Source organism: Ruegeria sp. CF5, assembly GCF_056537325.1.
This window is the reverse complement of record NZ_JBQFRI010000002.1, coordinates 642,318-656,529: the sequence shown is the minus strand read 5'-3', so window position 1 is coordinate 656,529 and position 14,212 is coordinate 642,318. Positions and strand designations below refer to the sequence as shown.

The following is a 14,212-nucleotide window of genomic DNA, read 5'->3' as shown; positions in this document are numbered from 1 at the left end:
ACGATGTTCTCGCTGGCGATCAGCTCGATCTCGTCGCGCTGGCGACCAAGCTCAGACGTGATCGAGCCGAAAAGCTCGGGGTCACGCTCCGAAAGAGACTGGGTAAAGAAACCGGTATCACGAAGATTGGCGTTCATGGGGGCTCCACATGGCTTGAGACTGTTTGGCGAATTTCCTATCGGAAACCGGGGTTCCGAGAAAGGCTGTAAAGCGACGAATTGGCCCGCAGTGGCGTCAACTCTGGCCTCTGGCGGAAAGGTATGTTTGTTTCGGAACCAAATGCGCAACACCGGAAACCGGAAAATATGAAAAAAAGAATCGCCTTTCTGGCCAGTGACGCCCAAGTCGCCCAATCGGCGCGCGAGATGCTTAAAAGCCGATACGGAAACGTCGCGCCCAGAGACGCCGATGTCATCGTGGCGCTGGGGGGTGATGGTTTCATGCTGCGGACGCTTCACAGCACTCAGCATCTCAGAACGCCGGTCTATGGCATGAATCGGGGCACCATCGGATTCCTGATGAACGAATATGATGACACCGATCTGCTGACACGCCTGTCCGAGGCGGAAGAGGAAATCATCAATCCGCTCGCCATGACCGCAATGGACCAGTCCGGGAAAATTCATGAGGCGCTGGCAATCAATGAGGTTTCGTTGCTGCGGGCCGGGCCGCAGGCGGCGCGGCTGAAAATATCGGTGGATGGTCGATTGCGGTTGGCAGAACTTGTCTGCGACGGCGCGTTGCTGTCTACGCCAGCTGGTTCGACAGCCTATAACTATTCAGCACATGGGCCGATATTGCCCATTGGATCTGATGTTCTGGCTTTGACCGCCATTGCCGCGTTCCGCCCGCGTCGCTGGCGGGGCGCACTGCTGCCCAAGACGGCGCATGTCCGGTTCGACGTCATGGAGGCAGACAAGCGCCCGGTGATGGCGGACGCAGATTCGATCTCGATTCCGGATATCGACTGGGTCGAGATTCGATCCGAGCCAACCATCGAACATCGCATCCTTTTTGATCCGGGCCACGGTCTGGAAGAACGCCTGATTTCCGAGCAATTTACATAAACTTCACAATCTGAGCGGGATTTTCTTGCCCTTATGTGAACAAGATCACAGGCGGAACATTAAGTTTCAGATAATCTGATCTTGCCCGGAGATTACGTCCCGGTGGGAGTGAGTGGCCACCAAGCGACGTGTCAGATGATTGCGCAGTTTTCGCGCTGGCGAGGGTGGGTGGTACTACGCTCGTCATCACAATCCGGGAATATTTTAGAACGACAGGCCCCGGGTTGAGATCCCCGGGGTCTATTTTTTTGAAAAGACTATTAAGGATGTCTCGACCGCTGCGCGCAGGGGCCGGAACTGCTTTTCACATTGGACCAAACGCCTGTCCGGGCGCTAACCGTCCATTTTTTTCCACAGCACTTCGGCCATTGACCCAACGCGGGCCTCGATTTCGATGGCTGCATCAACGGCCAGATCTTCACGCCACCGGCGCGCGGCCACCTGTACATTGATAGGTTGTGGGCCACTGGGTAGGTTTGCAAGACGGGCAGGAACGCAAGCGGCGGGCAGGCCGATAAAGTTCATCGCGTAGGAGTAGACTGCACACCCCAGAACTTCATGAACACCTTCGACCCCTTCCGTGTCGCGGTCGGGTCTGAAAAACGGCTGCGGCAGGAACAGTGACAAAACCAAAGGGTAATCCTGCATGAACAGAGACCATTCGCGGGCATAGTGGCTGCGTCGGGCCAGCATTTCGATCAGTTCTGTTCCGACAATCGGTGGGAATTCCTGAAAATAGACCTCGAAAATATCGCGGATGGTTTTTGATCCGGCCGCTTCAATATCCGACTGCATCAGGGTCAGAACTTCGCCCATCAAAGTGCGATAGCCTATGCGGCCACATTCGAAGACGTCGGGCGGTGAGACTTCTTCGACGTGATACCCGGCGTCAACCAGGGCGTCCCGTGCCGTATCAAGCGCCTTATCAACCTCGGGGTGCAACTCATACCCGAAGGTGTTCTTTGTAAAGGCGACCTTTATTGGCTGATCCAGTGCCGGACCCCGCCAGGGAATGGGCGCATGGAAAGGGTCACGCGTATCCGGCGCGATCAGACTGGGCATGGAAAGATGCAGGTCCGCTGCCCGACGGGTGATCAGGCCCTGAACCGACATGGATTGTGCCAGCAAGCCACGTTCGGCCTTTTGGCTTGGGTTCCACGCCGGTACGCGGCCCAGGCCGGGTTTCACGGTGACCGCGCCGTTGGCCGCTGCCGGAAATCTCAAGCTGCCACCGATGTCGTTTCCATGTGCGAGCGCGCCGATACCGGCCATGACTGCAGCGCCCGCCCCACCTGATGAGCCACCCGGCGAGATGTGGCGCCCCCATGGGTTATTCGTCCGGCCATGAAGCGGATTGTCCGTGTCAGCGCGAAAGGAAAACTCTGGTGTGTTTGTTCGCCCGATCACAATGGCGCCTGCCATTTGCAGGTTGTTGACGACCGGGGCGTCATCGGGCGCGATCACGTCTTTCAGGGCTACAACGCCATTGGTTGTTGCATGCCCCTTTTGATCCACGTTGACTTTGATCGTAACGGGGACGCCGTGCAAAGGCCCCGGACTGGCACCTTGCGCGCGGGCGATGTCCAGATTCCGGGCACGCTCAAGGGCTTCGCTGCTCAGGTCCTCGACAACCGCGTTCAGGTCGGGATTCACCCTGTTCATGCGGTTGATCGAGCTTTGGACCGCAGCTTCGGCGCTCAGGTCGCCGTTTCGTGTCAGCTCGCTCAGTTCCGTGGCGCTCAAGCGCCATGTCTCATTTTGTGCCATGTGCCCTCCCTCTGAGGGCACAGTAGGTCGTGAGGGTCAAGTTGCAAGCGTATTGCGATGCCGGGGTGGTGTTTGACACCCCGGCGGCATCACTGTGCGTATCCAATCGTCTGCAAGGCGGATTTAATTTCGTCCAGAATGACCGGATCGTCGATTGTGGCAGGCATCTTATAGTCCTTGCCATCCGCAATCGATACCATGGTTCCGCGCAGGATCTTGCCCGAGCGGGTTTTGGGAAGCCGATCTATGACAACGGCCTGTTTGAATGCCGCAACCGGGCCGATCTTTTCCCGTACCATCCTGACCACATCTTGTACCACGTCGCCGTGGTTGCGCTCTGACCCGGAATTCAGGCACAGAAATCCGACGGGCATTTGTCCCTTCAACTGATCGGTGACGCCGATCACGGCGCATTCTGCAACGTCTGGGTGCGCGGCCAGAACTTCTTCCATGGCGCCTGTAGACAAACGGTGCCCTGCAACGTTGATGACGTCATCCGTGCGCGCCATGATGTAAAGGTATCCGTCCTCATCAATCATGCCAGCATCCCCGGTTTCATAATATCCGGGGAAGTGTTCCAGATAGGATTTTTTGAACCGGTCTTCGGCATTCCACAGGGTTGGCAAAGTGCCTGGGGGCAGGGGCAGTTTGACCGCGATGGCACCCAGTTCACCGGGTTTCATCGGATGGCCGCCTTCGTCCAGAATCTGAACGTCATAGCCGGGCATAGGTTTTGCGGGCGAGCCCAGTTTGACGGGCAGTTCTTCAATCCCCAGCGGGTTGCCCGCAATGGTCCAGCCGGTTTCCGTTTGCCACCAATGGTCGATTACAGGAACCTTCAGGGCATCCTGCGCCCATTCAATCGTATCGGGATCAGCGCGTTCGCCTGCCAGATACAATGCGTTGAGGCAGGACAGGTCGTACGATTTCAGCAACTCTCCCTTCGGGTCTTCGCGCTTGACGGCACGGATCGCGGTCGGGGCAGTGAAAAAGCTCTTGACGTTGTGTTCGGAAATCACCCGCCAGAAAGTTCCGGCGTCAGGGGTGCCGACCGGCTTACCCTCGAACACGATTGTCGTGTTGCCGTGGATCAGCGGTGCATAGCAGATATAGGAATGGCCCACGACCCAACCCACATCCGACGCTGCCCAGAATACGTCGCCCGGATCGACGTTGTAGATGTTCTTCATCGTCCAGTTCAGGGCCACAAGGTGGCCTGCAGTCGGGCGCACAACGCCTTTGGGTGCGCCAGTCGTGCCAGAGGTATAAAGGATATACGCCGGATCATTGCCGGCGACGGGCACACATTCGGCGGGTTCGACACCGTACTGAAACCCATGCCAGTTGAAATCCCGGCCTTCGACCAGTTGCGCCACTTCCTGTTCGCGCTGGAAAATTACGCAGAAGTCCGGCTTGTGGCTGGCCATGTCGATTGCGCCATCCAACAGAGGTTTATAGTGCACCACGCGGCCCGGCTCCATCCCGCAGGAGGCGGCGATGATGGCCTTTGGTTTGGCATCATCAATGCGCACAGCCAGTTCGTTGCTGGCAAAACCGCCGAACACAACGGAATGCACTGCGCCAAGACGCGCACAGGCCAACATCGCCTCCAGCGCCTCAGGAATCATCGGCATGTAAATGATGACGCGATCACCTTTTTCGACACCTTTTGCGCGCAGGGCGCCGGCCAGATTGGCCACACGATTTCGCAATTCGACATATGAGATTTCGCGTTTTGTGTGCGTAATCGGACTGTCATAGATGATGGCCGCCTGTTCACCGCGCCCATTCTCGACATGACGGTCAACCGCATTCCAGCAGGTGTTTACCTTGGCATCGCAGAACCATTCATAAAGCGGGGCGTTCTCGTCAAAAAGCGCTTTGGTCGGCGCTTTTACCCAATCGATCCCCTTGGCGGCTTCCAGCCAGAATGCTTCGGGGTCGTTCTCCCAGCTCTGATAAACGTCCTGATATGCCATTGCGTCCTCCTCCCACTCAGCTTGCGGAATGTGTTAGGCATCCTGAATGTATCGGGCAAGCGGCAGAAATGACGGCGCGTCAGTTTATCGCAAAAAATTTGCAATGATCGCGTAATTTGGGCTGCAAATTTTTGCAAACTTCCGCTTTTTGGCGAAAATGGCCGCAAATTTTCCATTTTCTGAATAGTTGCAAATTTTTTTCTGCAAAACCAACCGGCCCGCCACCTCAATATTGTCCAACCCACTCGTCAAAATGCAAAAATGGCTAGTTCTCGAAAGCGTTCGATTTACATTGTTACGCGGCGTCAGATTCTCGGATTTCCATTTTTTGCTGTCCTCAAAATCCTTATATCAGCTTCGCCAAGGCAGGAGAGATCATCTTGAATTCCGAGGCATAGTTCCAAAATTTCAAGGATTACCGCTATGAAAAAGCTTATGCTTGTCGCTTTTCTTGGTCTTTCTGCTTGTGCCCAATACCCAATGCAAAAACCTCTGGCAGTTGATGGCACGCGGAACGCTAATTTTGGCCTCGATGAAACAGAGTGCCGAGCATTGGCTGCGAATTACCACCCAGGTAAGCAGGGCGCGGACATAGCCTATGGCGCAGTTAGCGGAGCTGTGACGGGGTGGTCATTGGGTGAAAGAGAGGACGTTGTAACGGGGGCCTTGGGCGGAGCGATTGTTGGAGCCGCGAGAGGCCAATACAATGATGAACTGATCCGGCGGCAAGTGTTGGTTAACTGCATGCAGGGTCGAGGACACAAGGTGATCGGCTGATAACTCCAGCCACGCACTCACGGCCATCGAAGGCCACAGGGTTTTTACCCTGTGGTTTTCGCGTAGCGTGGTAATCTGTCCTGAATGTTCAGCCAATGCAGATGGTCGGAGTGGAAAACGTGAAACTTTGGCGGCAGATCGTCCGGGTTTTCCAAGGTCGCCGTATAAAGGTGGATGTTCACTGGGTCCCGTTCGGTTCGATAGGCCATCTGCGTTCCGCAGGTACTGCAAAACAGGCGCTCCACGCCTTTCGACGAGTTATAGACGCTTGGTGTCTGGCCCAGCCACCTGACCGAGTCATGCGGTAAACCCAAAAAGGCGGTAACTGGTGATGCGCAGTTCCGGCGGCAGTCGGCGCAGTGGCAATAGCAACTCCAAGCCGTTTCGCCATCGCTTTCCCAGCGCACCGCTTTGCAGTGGCAATGCCCTTTCATTTCTGACCTCCCTGAACAGGCGGCCGTCCATCGGGGCCGCCGCCGTCAACCGTAGTGTGCGACAGGCGTTCCGGCAATGGCGGCCATGTTCAACAGTCCGCGCGCCGTGATGGAAGGCGTGACGATGTGCGCCTTGTTGCCCATGCCCATCAGGATTGGGCCAACCTCGATCCCGTCAGCTTTCATCTTGAGAATATTGCGAACACCGCTGGCTGCATCAGCATGGGCAAAGATCAGCACGTTGGCCGCCCCTTCAAGTCGGGAATTCGGGAAAATCCGTTGCCGCAGTTCAGGGTCAAGCGCGACGTCCAGATTCATTTCGCCCTCATAGGTGAAATCGCGCGGCTTGCTGTCGAGAATTTCGATAGCTTCACGCAGTCGCTTTCCCGAACCCTCGGCCTGGTTTCCGAATTGAGATTGCGAGCAAAAGGCGATTTTGGGTTCCAACCCGAAACGGCGCACATGGCGCGCCGCGCCAAGTGTAATTTCGGCCAGTTCTTCCGGGTTGGGCAACTGCCGGACATGTGTATCGGCGATGAACAGAGGGCCATCCTCGAGGATCATAAGGGAAAGGGCGCCATGCGGGCGCAGATCGCCGTGGTTGAGAACCTGCTCGACATAATTCAGATGCCAGCGATATTCTCCGAACGTGCCGCAAATCATGCTGTCGGCTTCGCCCCGTTGTACCATGATCGCGCCAATGGCTGTTGAATTCGTACGCATAATCGCCTTGGCCAGATCGGGTGTCACGCCACGGCGTTCCATGATCTGGTGATACGAATTCCAATAGTCATAATAGCGCGGATCGTGTTCCGGGTTTACGATCTGGAAATCCTGACCGGGGCGGACCACAAGGCCAAGCCGCTCGCAACGGGATTCGATCACTTCGGGACGGCCGATCAGAATCGGGGTTTCCGTGGTTTCTTCGAGGATCGCCTGAGCGGCCCGCAGCACGCGCTCGTCTTCGCCTTCGGCAAATACAATCCTGCGCGACGCGACCGCGGCGGCCTCGAAAACGGGGCGCATCAGCAGAGCGGATTTGAAGACCGTCTGATTGAGACGTTCCTTGTAGGCTTCCAGATCGTCGATGGGCCGTTTGGCCACGCCGCTTTCCATCGCAGCCCTTGCAACCGATGACGAGACGACGCCGACAAGGCGCGGATCAAAGGGTTTGGGGATCAGGTAATCCGGCCCGAATGTCAGTTGTTCACCCTTATATGCTGCGGCCGCTTCGGCGCTTGTAGTTGCGCGGGCCATATCCGCAATTCCATCCACGCAGGCGATTTGCATCTCATCATTGATCTCGGTCGCGCCAACGTCCAAAGCACCCCGGAAGATGAACGGAAAGCACAGTACATTGTTGACCTGATTGGGAAAATCACTGCGGCCAGTTGCGATAATTGCATTCGGGGCCACTTCGCGGGCAGCTTGCGGCAGGATCTCCGGGGTCGGATTGGCCAACGCAAAGATGATCGGCCTGTCTGCCATTCTCTCGACCATCTCAGGCTTCAGGACATTCGGTCCTGACAGGCCCAGAAACAGATCGGCGTCCCCAATTACATCGTCCAGTGTCCGCAGATCGGTTTTTTGCGCAAACTGGTCCTTGTGCGGGTTCATATCCTCGGCCCGTCCTTCGTAGACAAGACCATGTATGTCGCAAAGCCAGATGTTCTCTCGTTTGACACCCAGCTTGACCAGCATGCTGAGGCAGGCAATGCCAGCTGCGCCGCCGCCCGTGGAGACGACCTTGATATCCTCGAATGATTTCCCGGCCACGTGTAGCGCGTTCTTGGCCGCCGCGCCCACAACAATCGCCGTGCCGTGCTGATCATCGTGAAAGACCGGAATGTTCATCCGTTCACGGCACAGCTTTTCCACGATGAAACAGTCAGGAGCTTTGATGTCCTCAAGATTGATCGCACCGAAAGTGGGCTCCAGTGAGCAGACGATATCCGCCAACTTCTCCGGGTCGGGTTCGTTCACTTCGATATCGAAACAGTCGATACCGGCGAACTTCTTGAACAGAACCGCCTTGCCCTCCATGACGGGCTTGGATGCCAAGGCACCGATATTGCCCAACCCCAGAACGGCGGTGCCGTTAGAAACAACCGCAACAAGATTACCACGCGCGGTATAGCGTTCTGCGTTGGTGGGGTTTTCCTTGATCTCAAGGCTGGCCTCGGCCACCCCCGGCGAATAGGCACGCGCCAGATCGCGTCCGTTCGCCATCGGCTTGGTCGCCTTGATCTCGAGTTTTCCCGGTTTTGGAAATGCGTGATATTCAAGGGCTGCCTGGCGTAAACTTGGGGTGTCTGACATCTTGCAAGCTCCTTGTGGGATTTAGTTTAGTGCTAAACTAAATTTGACGTTGGGGGAACAGGGGAATTCAGGCCACAGGGTCGCAGGCGGCTTCTTGCAAATCCCGGGACCTGCGGCCAATCTCCGGCACAGAGGAGATTTGCATGACCGACACCATAGGCGAAATCCGTTTGCCAACCAATGAGCTGCGTGATGACATCCCGTTCTTTACAAAGGTGCTTGGGATGAGGATGGACATGATCTATCCCGCTGACGATCCGCGTGTGGCCGTTTTCTCCGGACATGGTTTGCGTCTGAGGATCGAGAAGGACGCACCCGAGACACCCGGTACCATCCGAATTCTGACTGAAGACCCGGATGGCTTTGCGGATGGCACCCGCAGCATGGTTGCACCAAATGGAACGCGAATTGAAATCGAAGAGCGTAATCCGCCGATGGTCATGCCGGAAACAGTCCATTCGTTTGTCGTGAGGCGGCTCAAGGATCAGGCGCCTTGGATTATCGGCAGGGCAGGGATGCACTATCGCGATCTGGTGCCGTCGCGTCTGGGGGGCTCGATCATTGCCAGCCATATCCGCATTCCCGATGGCGGGCCGGTTCCGGATATGGTCCACTTTCACAAGGTCGGTTTTCAATTGATCTTTTGTATTCACGGCTGGGTAGACGTGGTTTACGAAGATCAGGGAGAAAAGATGCGCCTGACGGCCGGAGATTGCTTTATCCAGCCGCCGGAGATCCGGCATCGTGTTCTGGAGGCATCCGATAACGTGCAGGTAATCGAAATCGGTGTCCCTGCCGAGCATGTGACCGAAATCGACCACGATATGGAGTTACCGACGCCACACTATCGTCCTGACCGGGAATGGCAGGGTCAGCGCTTTGTCTACAATCAGGCCAGAGAAGCGGAATGGGTACCATTCCGCCTACCTGGATATATCTGCAGGGATACGACCATCGCGGAAAACACCAAAGGTGTTGCCGGGGTGCAGGTTATCCGCAAGGGAGACGGCGATCCGGAATGGGCATGCCACGACGCCGACATACACTTTACGTTCGTGATGAATGGTGAGGTAACGTTGGAAGGCGAGGGGCGCGATTCATTTCGGCTGGAACAGGGCGATGCCTTTGTCATACCGCCTGGAATGCGAACCCGCCTTGGTGATCCGTCCGATGACGTTGAATTGCTGGAAGTCACTTTGCCGGGTACTTTCCAAACGATTTTGAACTAGGCTGAAAGCTGCGACGGAAAACGCGGTTCAGGGGCTTCAATTCCCAAGGTGCTTTCATTTAGGTTAGGGCATTCTGACCAGATGATCAAAAATTGGGGAATCGCCATGCAGGTCAAAGATGCCGCCCTGAAAGTCCGTGAAAATGCCCACGCACCTTATTCTAACTTCAAAGTGGGCGCGGCGATCCGTTCCGGTTCAGGGGCGGTCTTTTCGGGATGCAACGTGGAAAACGTGGCTTACCCCGAAGGTATATGCGCCGAGGCCGGCGCGATTGCCGCAATGGTTGCCGCCGGTGAAAAAGAACTGACCGAGGTCTATGTCGTGGCAGACAGCCCGGTCCCGGTGACGCCCTGTGGTGGTTGTAGGCAGAAACTTGCGGAGTTCGGTAAGGGTGATGTGGTTGTAACGATGGCGACCGTAAAAGGGGCTGAAACCACATTGACTATTTCTCAGCTCCTCCCAGGTGCCTTCGACGCTGCGCAGATGGCGGAGTCCTGAAACGATGGATGCCCGTTCGATCATCTCGAAACTGCGCCGCCACGAAGTTCCCGGTCAGGAAGAACTGATTTGGTTCGCGCAGGGGCTGGCTGACGGCAGCGTCAGCGATGCACAGGCCGGAGCCTTTGCCATGGCCGTCTGCATGGGCGGGCTTGGGGCCGAGGGGCGTGCCGCACTGACCGTGGCCATGCGGGACAGTGGCGACGTGTTGCACTGGGATCTGGATGGTCCGGTGATCGACAAGCATTCGACAGGTGGGGTCGGTGACTGCGTGTCTCTGGTGTTGGCACCTGCGCTTGCGGAATGTGGGGCCTATGTCCCGATGATTTCGGGGCGGGGGCTGGGCCACACAGGCGGGACTCTGGACAAGCTTGAGGCGATCCCCGGGGTGACGACACAGATCGGTCAGGATCGGCTGATTCAGATACTGCGGGAAACCGGCGCGGCGATTGTCGGGGCAACGGCGCAGATTGCGCCCGCGGACAAGCGGCTTTACGCTATTCGGGACGTGACTGCGACCGTCGAAAGCTTGGATCTGATCACGGCCTCGATCCTGTCCAAGAAACTGGCGGCCAGCCCGGATGCGCTGGTGCTGGACGTCAAGGTCGGTAGCGGCGCATTCATGAAAACGCCCGAGGACGCGCGAAAACTGGCCGTGGCCCTGTCGGAAACGGCAAATGCGGCAGGGTGCCGGACATCGGCTTTGATCACGGACATGAATCAGCCTCTGGCGTCTTCGCTCGGTAACGCCTTGGAAATCAATGAGGTTATGAAGGTGCTGACTGGCGGACACGAAACTCCGCTTTCCAAGATATCCGCCGAACTGGGCGGTGTACTGTTGGCAGATGCGGGGATGACAGCGAACGCTCAGGAAGGTCGCGACAGGATTAGGGATGTGATCCGGGACGGGCGCGCTGCCGAGCGGTTCGGGCGGATGATGGCGGCAGTTGGCGGCCCGGTCCAATTCGTTGACACATGGTCCCGTTTTTTGCCCGAGGCGAACGTCATACAGGAAGTAACCGCGCCCATTGATGGGTATGTCGCTGCAATTGATGGCGAGGCGCTGGGACTTGCCGTGGTTACCCTTGGTGGCGGGCGTCAGGTCGAAAGCGATGTGATTGACCCGGCTGTCGGCCTCTCGAATATCGTTCGGCTGGGGGATAAAGTGTCAAAAGGCACCCCGATTGCCGTGGTTCATGCAGGGCGCGAGGATGCAGCGCGGCATGCTGCGCAGGCTGTGCTGCGCGCAATCCAAATTGGCCCTGATGCGGTTGTCACGCCTGAACTCGTCCATGAGAGGATTTCACCGTGACGCGCGCATTTGTGGTGGTGATGGATTCAGTAGGCATCGGCGGTGCGCCGGATGCTGATCGGTTTTTCAATGGCGACGTGCCGGATACCGGCGCCAACACAGTAGCACATGTCGCGCAGGCTTGTGCCGAAGGGCGGGCAGAGGAAGGCCGCTCGGGGCCGTTGCAGTTGCCGAACCTGACCGCTTTGGGATTGGGGGCTGCGGTTCGGTTGGCCTCCGGCGATCAAACGCCGGGGCTGGAGGCAGCCCCCTCTGGTCTTTGGGGGTGCGCACGGGAACATTCCCCGGGCAAGGATACACCTTCAGGGCATTGGGAACTGGCTGGATTGCCAGTGCCGTGGGATTGGCACTATTTCCCGGACACGGTTCCGGCTTTCCCTGAGGAGCTCGGACAGGCAGCGGCAGAGCTTGCGGGTACGGACGGCATTCTTGGCAATTGCCACGCTTCCGGCACCTCGATCATCGCTGATCTGGGCGCTGAGCACATGCGAACAGGCTGGCCCATTTGCTACACGTCGGCTGACAGTGTTTTCCAGATCGCCGCACACGAAGAGACATTTGGCCTCGAACGTTTGCTGGATTTGTGCAAAGCGCTCGCCCCCCGACTGCATCAGATGAAAGTGGGCCGGGTCATTGCGCGGCCATTTGTCGGATCGCCCGAACAGGGTTTCACGCGCACGACCAATCGCAAAGATTTTGCCATCCTGCCGCCCGCGCCGGTTCTGACGAATTGGGTGCAGGATGCCGGACGGCGCGTCCACGCGGTGGGAAAGATTGGCGACATATTCTCGATGCAGGGGATCGACACATTGCGCAAGGGCTCGGACGCAGAACTCATGCACCAATTGACCGACCTTGTGGACACGGCGGAAGAGGGCAGTCTTACCTTCGCCAATTTTGTGGAATTCGACAGTCTTTTTGGGCACCGGCGTGACATCAGTGGATATGCCCGCGCGCTTGAATGGTTTGATCGTGAAATCGGTGCGATTTTGCGGAAGCTGCGGCCGGGCGACCTGCTGCTGGTGACAGCGGATCATGGCAATGACCCTTCCTGGACAGGTTCGGATCACACGCGCGAACAGGTTCCGGTACTGATTGCCGGGCAGGGTAGTGGCGAGATCGGACAGATTGATTTTGCAGATGTCGCCGCAAGCGTCGCGCAACATTTGGGCGTTCCGTCTCAGGGGCCGGGAAGGAGTTTTCTTTGAACGTCGCCGATTTACCCAAGATCGAATTGCACCTGCACCACGAAGGCGCTGCGCCACCGCCATTCATCCGGCAGTTGGCGCACGAAAAGCGCATTGACCTGAGCGGGATATTCAAAGCCGACGGCACTTATGATTTCCGGGACTTTGCCCATTTTCTAAGTGTATATGAGGCCGCGTGCGAAGTTCTGAACTCTCCCGAGGATTTCCGAAGGCTGACCCTTGCCATTTTGGAAGAAAGTGCGGCGAACGGGGTGGTTTATTCCGAGACCTTCCTCAGCCCCGATTTTTGTGGTGGTGGTGACGTCCACGCCTGGCGCGATTATCTGAATGCGGTCAGGGATGCGGCGGACGAGGCCGAGCGAAAGTTTGATATCACGCTGCGCGGTGTCGTGACCTGCGTTCGGCATTTCGGACCAGACAAGGCGAAACACAGCGCGATCTGCGCGGCGGAAACGGCGGGGGACTGGATCACCGGTTTTGGTATGGGCGGCAACGAAGCCGTTGGGCGTCAGGGCGATTTTGACTGGGCGTTTGATTGCGCGCGCGAGGCAGGTTTGCGCCTGACCACCCATGCAGGCGAATTTGGAGGTCCCGACAGTGTACGCGAAGCGGTCCGCGATCTGCGGGTCGAGCGTATTGGTCATGGCGTTCGCGCCATCGAAGACCCGGATTTGGTCCATGAACTGGCAGATCGGGAAATAACGCTGGAGGTTTGCCCCGGATCAAACGTCGTGCTGGGACTTTTTCCTGACTTCGCATCGCACCCGATTGCCCGGTTGCGCGAGGGCGGGGTCAAGGTCACGGTATCGACCGATGATCCGCCGTTTTTCCATACCACCATGCGCCGTGAATATGAGATGCTGAACAGGGCGTTCGGCTGGGACGTTGAAGATTTCGCCGCGCTCAATGATACGGCTCTGAATGCGGCATTTTGCGATGAGGAAACCCGTGCGCGGGTCAAGAAAAGACTGGAGAAGACATGAGCGAACATCTGACCGTCGTCGATCACCCACTGGTGCAACACAAGCTGACGCTCATGCGGGACAAAGGCACGTCGACCGCATCGTTTCGCCAGCTTCTGCGTGAAATTACGCTGTTGCTGGCCTATGAGGTCACGCGTGAGATGCAATTGACAACGCGTCACATCGAAACCCCGATGGAAGAAATGGACGCGCCGATCCTCGCAGGTAAGAAACTGGCTTTGGTCTCGATTCTGCGCGCCGGAAACGGGATGCTGGACGGGGTTCTTGAACTGGTGCCTTCAGCTCGCGTGGGTTTTGTCGGTCTGTATCGTGACGAGGAAACGCTTGAGCCGGTTCAGTATTATTTCAAGGCCCCCGAAGGGTTGAAGGATCGTCTGGTCATCGCTGTTGATCCGATGCTTGCCACCGGCAACAGCTCAGCGGCTGCTATTGATTTGCTGAAAAAGGCCGGCGCGACCGACATCCGGTTCCTCTGCCTGTTGGCTGCGCCCGAAGGTGTCGCACGTATGAAAGAAGCGCATCCAGATGTAAAAATCGTGACCGCAGCGTTGGATCGCGAACTGAACTCCAAAGGTTACATCATGCCGGGTCTGGGGGATGCAGGCGACCGGATGTTCGGAACAAAGTAACGGGCAGGGC

Annotated in this window: 12 protein-coding genes and 1 pseudogene; 8 read left to right on the top strand and 5 right to left on the bottom strand. The window is 57.3% G+C overall.

The genetic code is table 11. The features are described from left to right. Positions 1-137: pseudogene (gene glyA / locus ACR0NW_RS09505) on the bottom strand (serine hydroxymethyltransferase); the annotation flags it as partial. Positions 138-305: 168 nt separating this feature from the next. On the opposite strand from glyA, the gene ACR0NW_RS09500 reads away from it, so the two are divergent. After that, the gene (locus ACR0NW_RS09500) at positions 306-1,067 is read left to right on the top strand and encodes an NAD kinase (RefSeq protein ID WP_480450157.1); all 762 of its coding nucleotides are present in this window, start codon (positions 306-308) and stop codon (positions 1,065-1,067) included. A 333-nt stretch (positions 1,068-1,400) separates the two neighbouring features. On the opposite strand, the gene ACR0NW_RS09495 is transcribed toward ACR0NW_RS09500, so the two are convergent. Continuing rightward, on the bottom strand, positions 1,401-2,834 hold the full coding sequence (locus tag ACR0NW_RS09495; RefSeq protein ID WP_480450156.1) for an amidase family protein: 1,434 nt from the start codon (positions 2,832-2,834) through the stop codon (positions 1,401-1,403). Positions 2,835-2,923: 89 nt separating this feature from the next. Then, on the bottom strand, positions 2,924-4,813 hold the full coding sequence (gene prpE / locus ACR0NW_RS09490) for a propionate-CoA ligase PrpE (RefSeq protein WP_480450155.1): 1,890 nt from the start codon (positions 4,811-4,813) through the stop codon (positions 2,924-2,926). A 423-nt stretch (positions 4,814-5,236) separates the two neighbouring features. Between prpE and ACR0NW_RS09485 the strand changes: the two genes are divergently transcribed. Then, the gene (locus ACR0NW_RS09485; RefSeq protein ID WP_480450154.1) at positions 5,237-5,590 is read left to right on the top strand and encodes a hypothetical protein; all 354 of its coding nucleotides are present in this window, start codon (positions 5,237-5,239) and stop codon (positions 5,588-5,590) included. Between the two features lie 44 nt (positions 5,591-5,634). Here ACR0NW_RS09485 and ACR0NW_RS09480 read toward each other — a convergent pair whose 3' ends face one another. After that, on the bottom strand, positions 5,635-6,024 hold the full coding sequence (locus tag ACR0NW_RS09480; protein WP_480450153.1) for a GFA family protein: 390 nt from the start codon (positions 6,022-6,024) through the stop codon (positions 5,635-5,637). 45 nt (positions 6,025-6,069) lie between these two features. Beyond that, positions 6,070-8,343: an NADP-dependent malic enzyme gene (locus ACR0NW_RS09475; protein WP_480450152.1), complete on the bottom strand. Its 2,274-nt coding sequence runs from the start codon at positions 8,341-8,343 to the stop codon at positions 6,070-6,072. Positions 8,344-8,486: 143 nt separating this feature from the next. On the opposite strand from ACR0NW_RS09475, the gene ACR0NW_RS09470 reads away from it, so the two are divergent. The 6 genes from ACR0NW_RS09470 to upp all read left to right on the top strand — a co-directional run bounded on the left by ACR0NW_RS09470 (position 8,487) and on the right by upp (position 14,202). Further along, positions 8,487-9,572 (top strand): cupin domain-containing protein, encoded by a 1,086-nt coding sequence (locus tag ACR0NW_RS09470; RefSeq protein ID WP_480450151.1) that lies wholly within the window; start codon positions 8,487-8,489, stop codon positions 9,570-9,572. Between the two features lie 105 nt (positions 9,573-9,677). Further along, on the top strand, positions 9,678-10,070 hold the full coding sequence (locus ACR0NW_RS09465; protein ID WP_480450150.1) for a cytidine deaminase: 393 nt from the start codon (positions 9,678-9,680) through the stop codon (positions 10,068-10,070). 4 nt (positions 10,071-10,074) lie between these two features. Continuing rightward, a complete protein-coding gene (locus tag ACR0NW_RS09460; protein ID WP_480450149.1) occupies positions 10,075-11,382 on the top strand; it encodes a thymidine phosphorylase in 1,308 nt (435 codons plus the stop codon). Next, positions 11,379-12,590 carry a phosphopentomutase gene (locus ACR0NW_RS09455; RefSeq protein WP_480450148.1) on the top strand — a complete coding sequence of 404 codons (1,212 nt, stop codon included), beginning with the start codon at positions 11,379-11,381 and terminating at the stop codon, positions 12,588-12,590. The genes ACR0NW_RS09460 and ACR0NW_RS09455 overlap by 4 nt, the downstream gene beginning before the upstream one ends. Further along, positions 12,587-13,573: an adenosine deaminase gene (locus tag ACR0NW_RS09450; RefSeq protein WP_480450147.1), complete on the top strand. Its 987-nt coding sequence runs from the start codon at positions 12,587-12,589 to the stop codon at positions 13,571-13,573. Before ACR0NW_RS09455 ends, ACR0NW_RS09450 begins: the two co-directional genes overlap by 4 nt. Beyond that, positions 13,570-14,202: a uracil phosphoribosyltransferase gene (gene upp / locus ACR0NW_RS09445; RefSeq protein ID WP_170651541.1), complete on the top strand. Its 633-nt coding sequence runs from the start codon at positions 13,570-13,572 to the stop codon at positions 14,200-14,202. Before ACR0NW_RS09450 ends, upp begins: the two co-directional genes overlap by 4 nt. Positions 14,203-14,212 lie beyond the last annotated feature (10 nt).

What these genes read in the sequence shown, in the direction of transcription:
- ACR0NW_RS09470 (WP_480450151.1), top strand. Translation starts at nt 8,487, where the DNA reads ATGACCGACACCATAGGCGAAATCCGTTTGCCAACCAATGAGCTGCGT.
- ACR0NW_RS09460 (WP_480450149.1), top strand. Translation starts at nt 10,075, where the DNA reads ATGGATGCCCGTTCGATCATCTCGAAACTGCGCCGCCACGAAGTTCCC.
- prpE (WP_480450155.1), bottom strand. Translation starts at nt 4,813, where the DNA reads ATGGCATATCAGGACGTTTATCAGAGCTGGGAGAACGACCCCGAAGCA.
- ACR0NW_RS09495 (WP_480450156.1), bottom strand. Translation starts at nt 2,834, where the DNA reads ATGGCACAAAATGAGACATGGCGCTTGAGCGCCACGGAACTGAGCGAG.
- ACR0NW_RS09475 (WP_480450152.1), bottom strand. Translation starts at nt 8,343, where the DNA reads ATGTCAGACACCCCAAGTTTACGCCAGGCAGCCCTTGAATATCACGCA.
- ACR0NW_RS09480 (WP_480450153.1), bottom strand. Translation starts at nt 6,024, where the DNA reads ATGAAAGGGCATTGCCACTGCAAAGCGGTGCGCTGGGAAAGCGATGGC.
- ACR0NW_RS09500 (WP_480450157.1), top strand. Translation starts at nt 306, where the DNA reads ATGAAAAAAAGAATCGCCTTTCTGGCCAGTGACGCCCAAGTCGCCCAA.
- upp (WP_170651541.1), top strand. Translation starts at nt 13,570, where the DNA reads ATGAGCGAACATCTGACCGTCGTCGATCACCCACTGGTGCAACACAAG.
- ACR0NW_RS09485 (WP_480450154.1), top strand. Translation starts at nt 5,237, where the DNA reads ATGAAAAAGCTTATGCTTGTCGCTTTTCTTGGTCTTTCTGCTTGTGCC.
- ACR0NW_RS09465 (WP_480450150.1), top strand. Translation starts at nt 9,678, where the DNA reads ATGCAGGTCAAAGATGCCGCCCTGAAAGTCCGTGAAAATGCCCACGCA.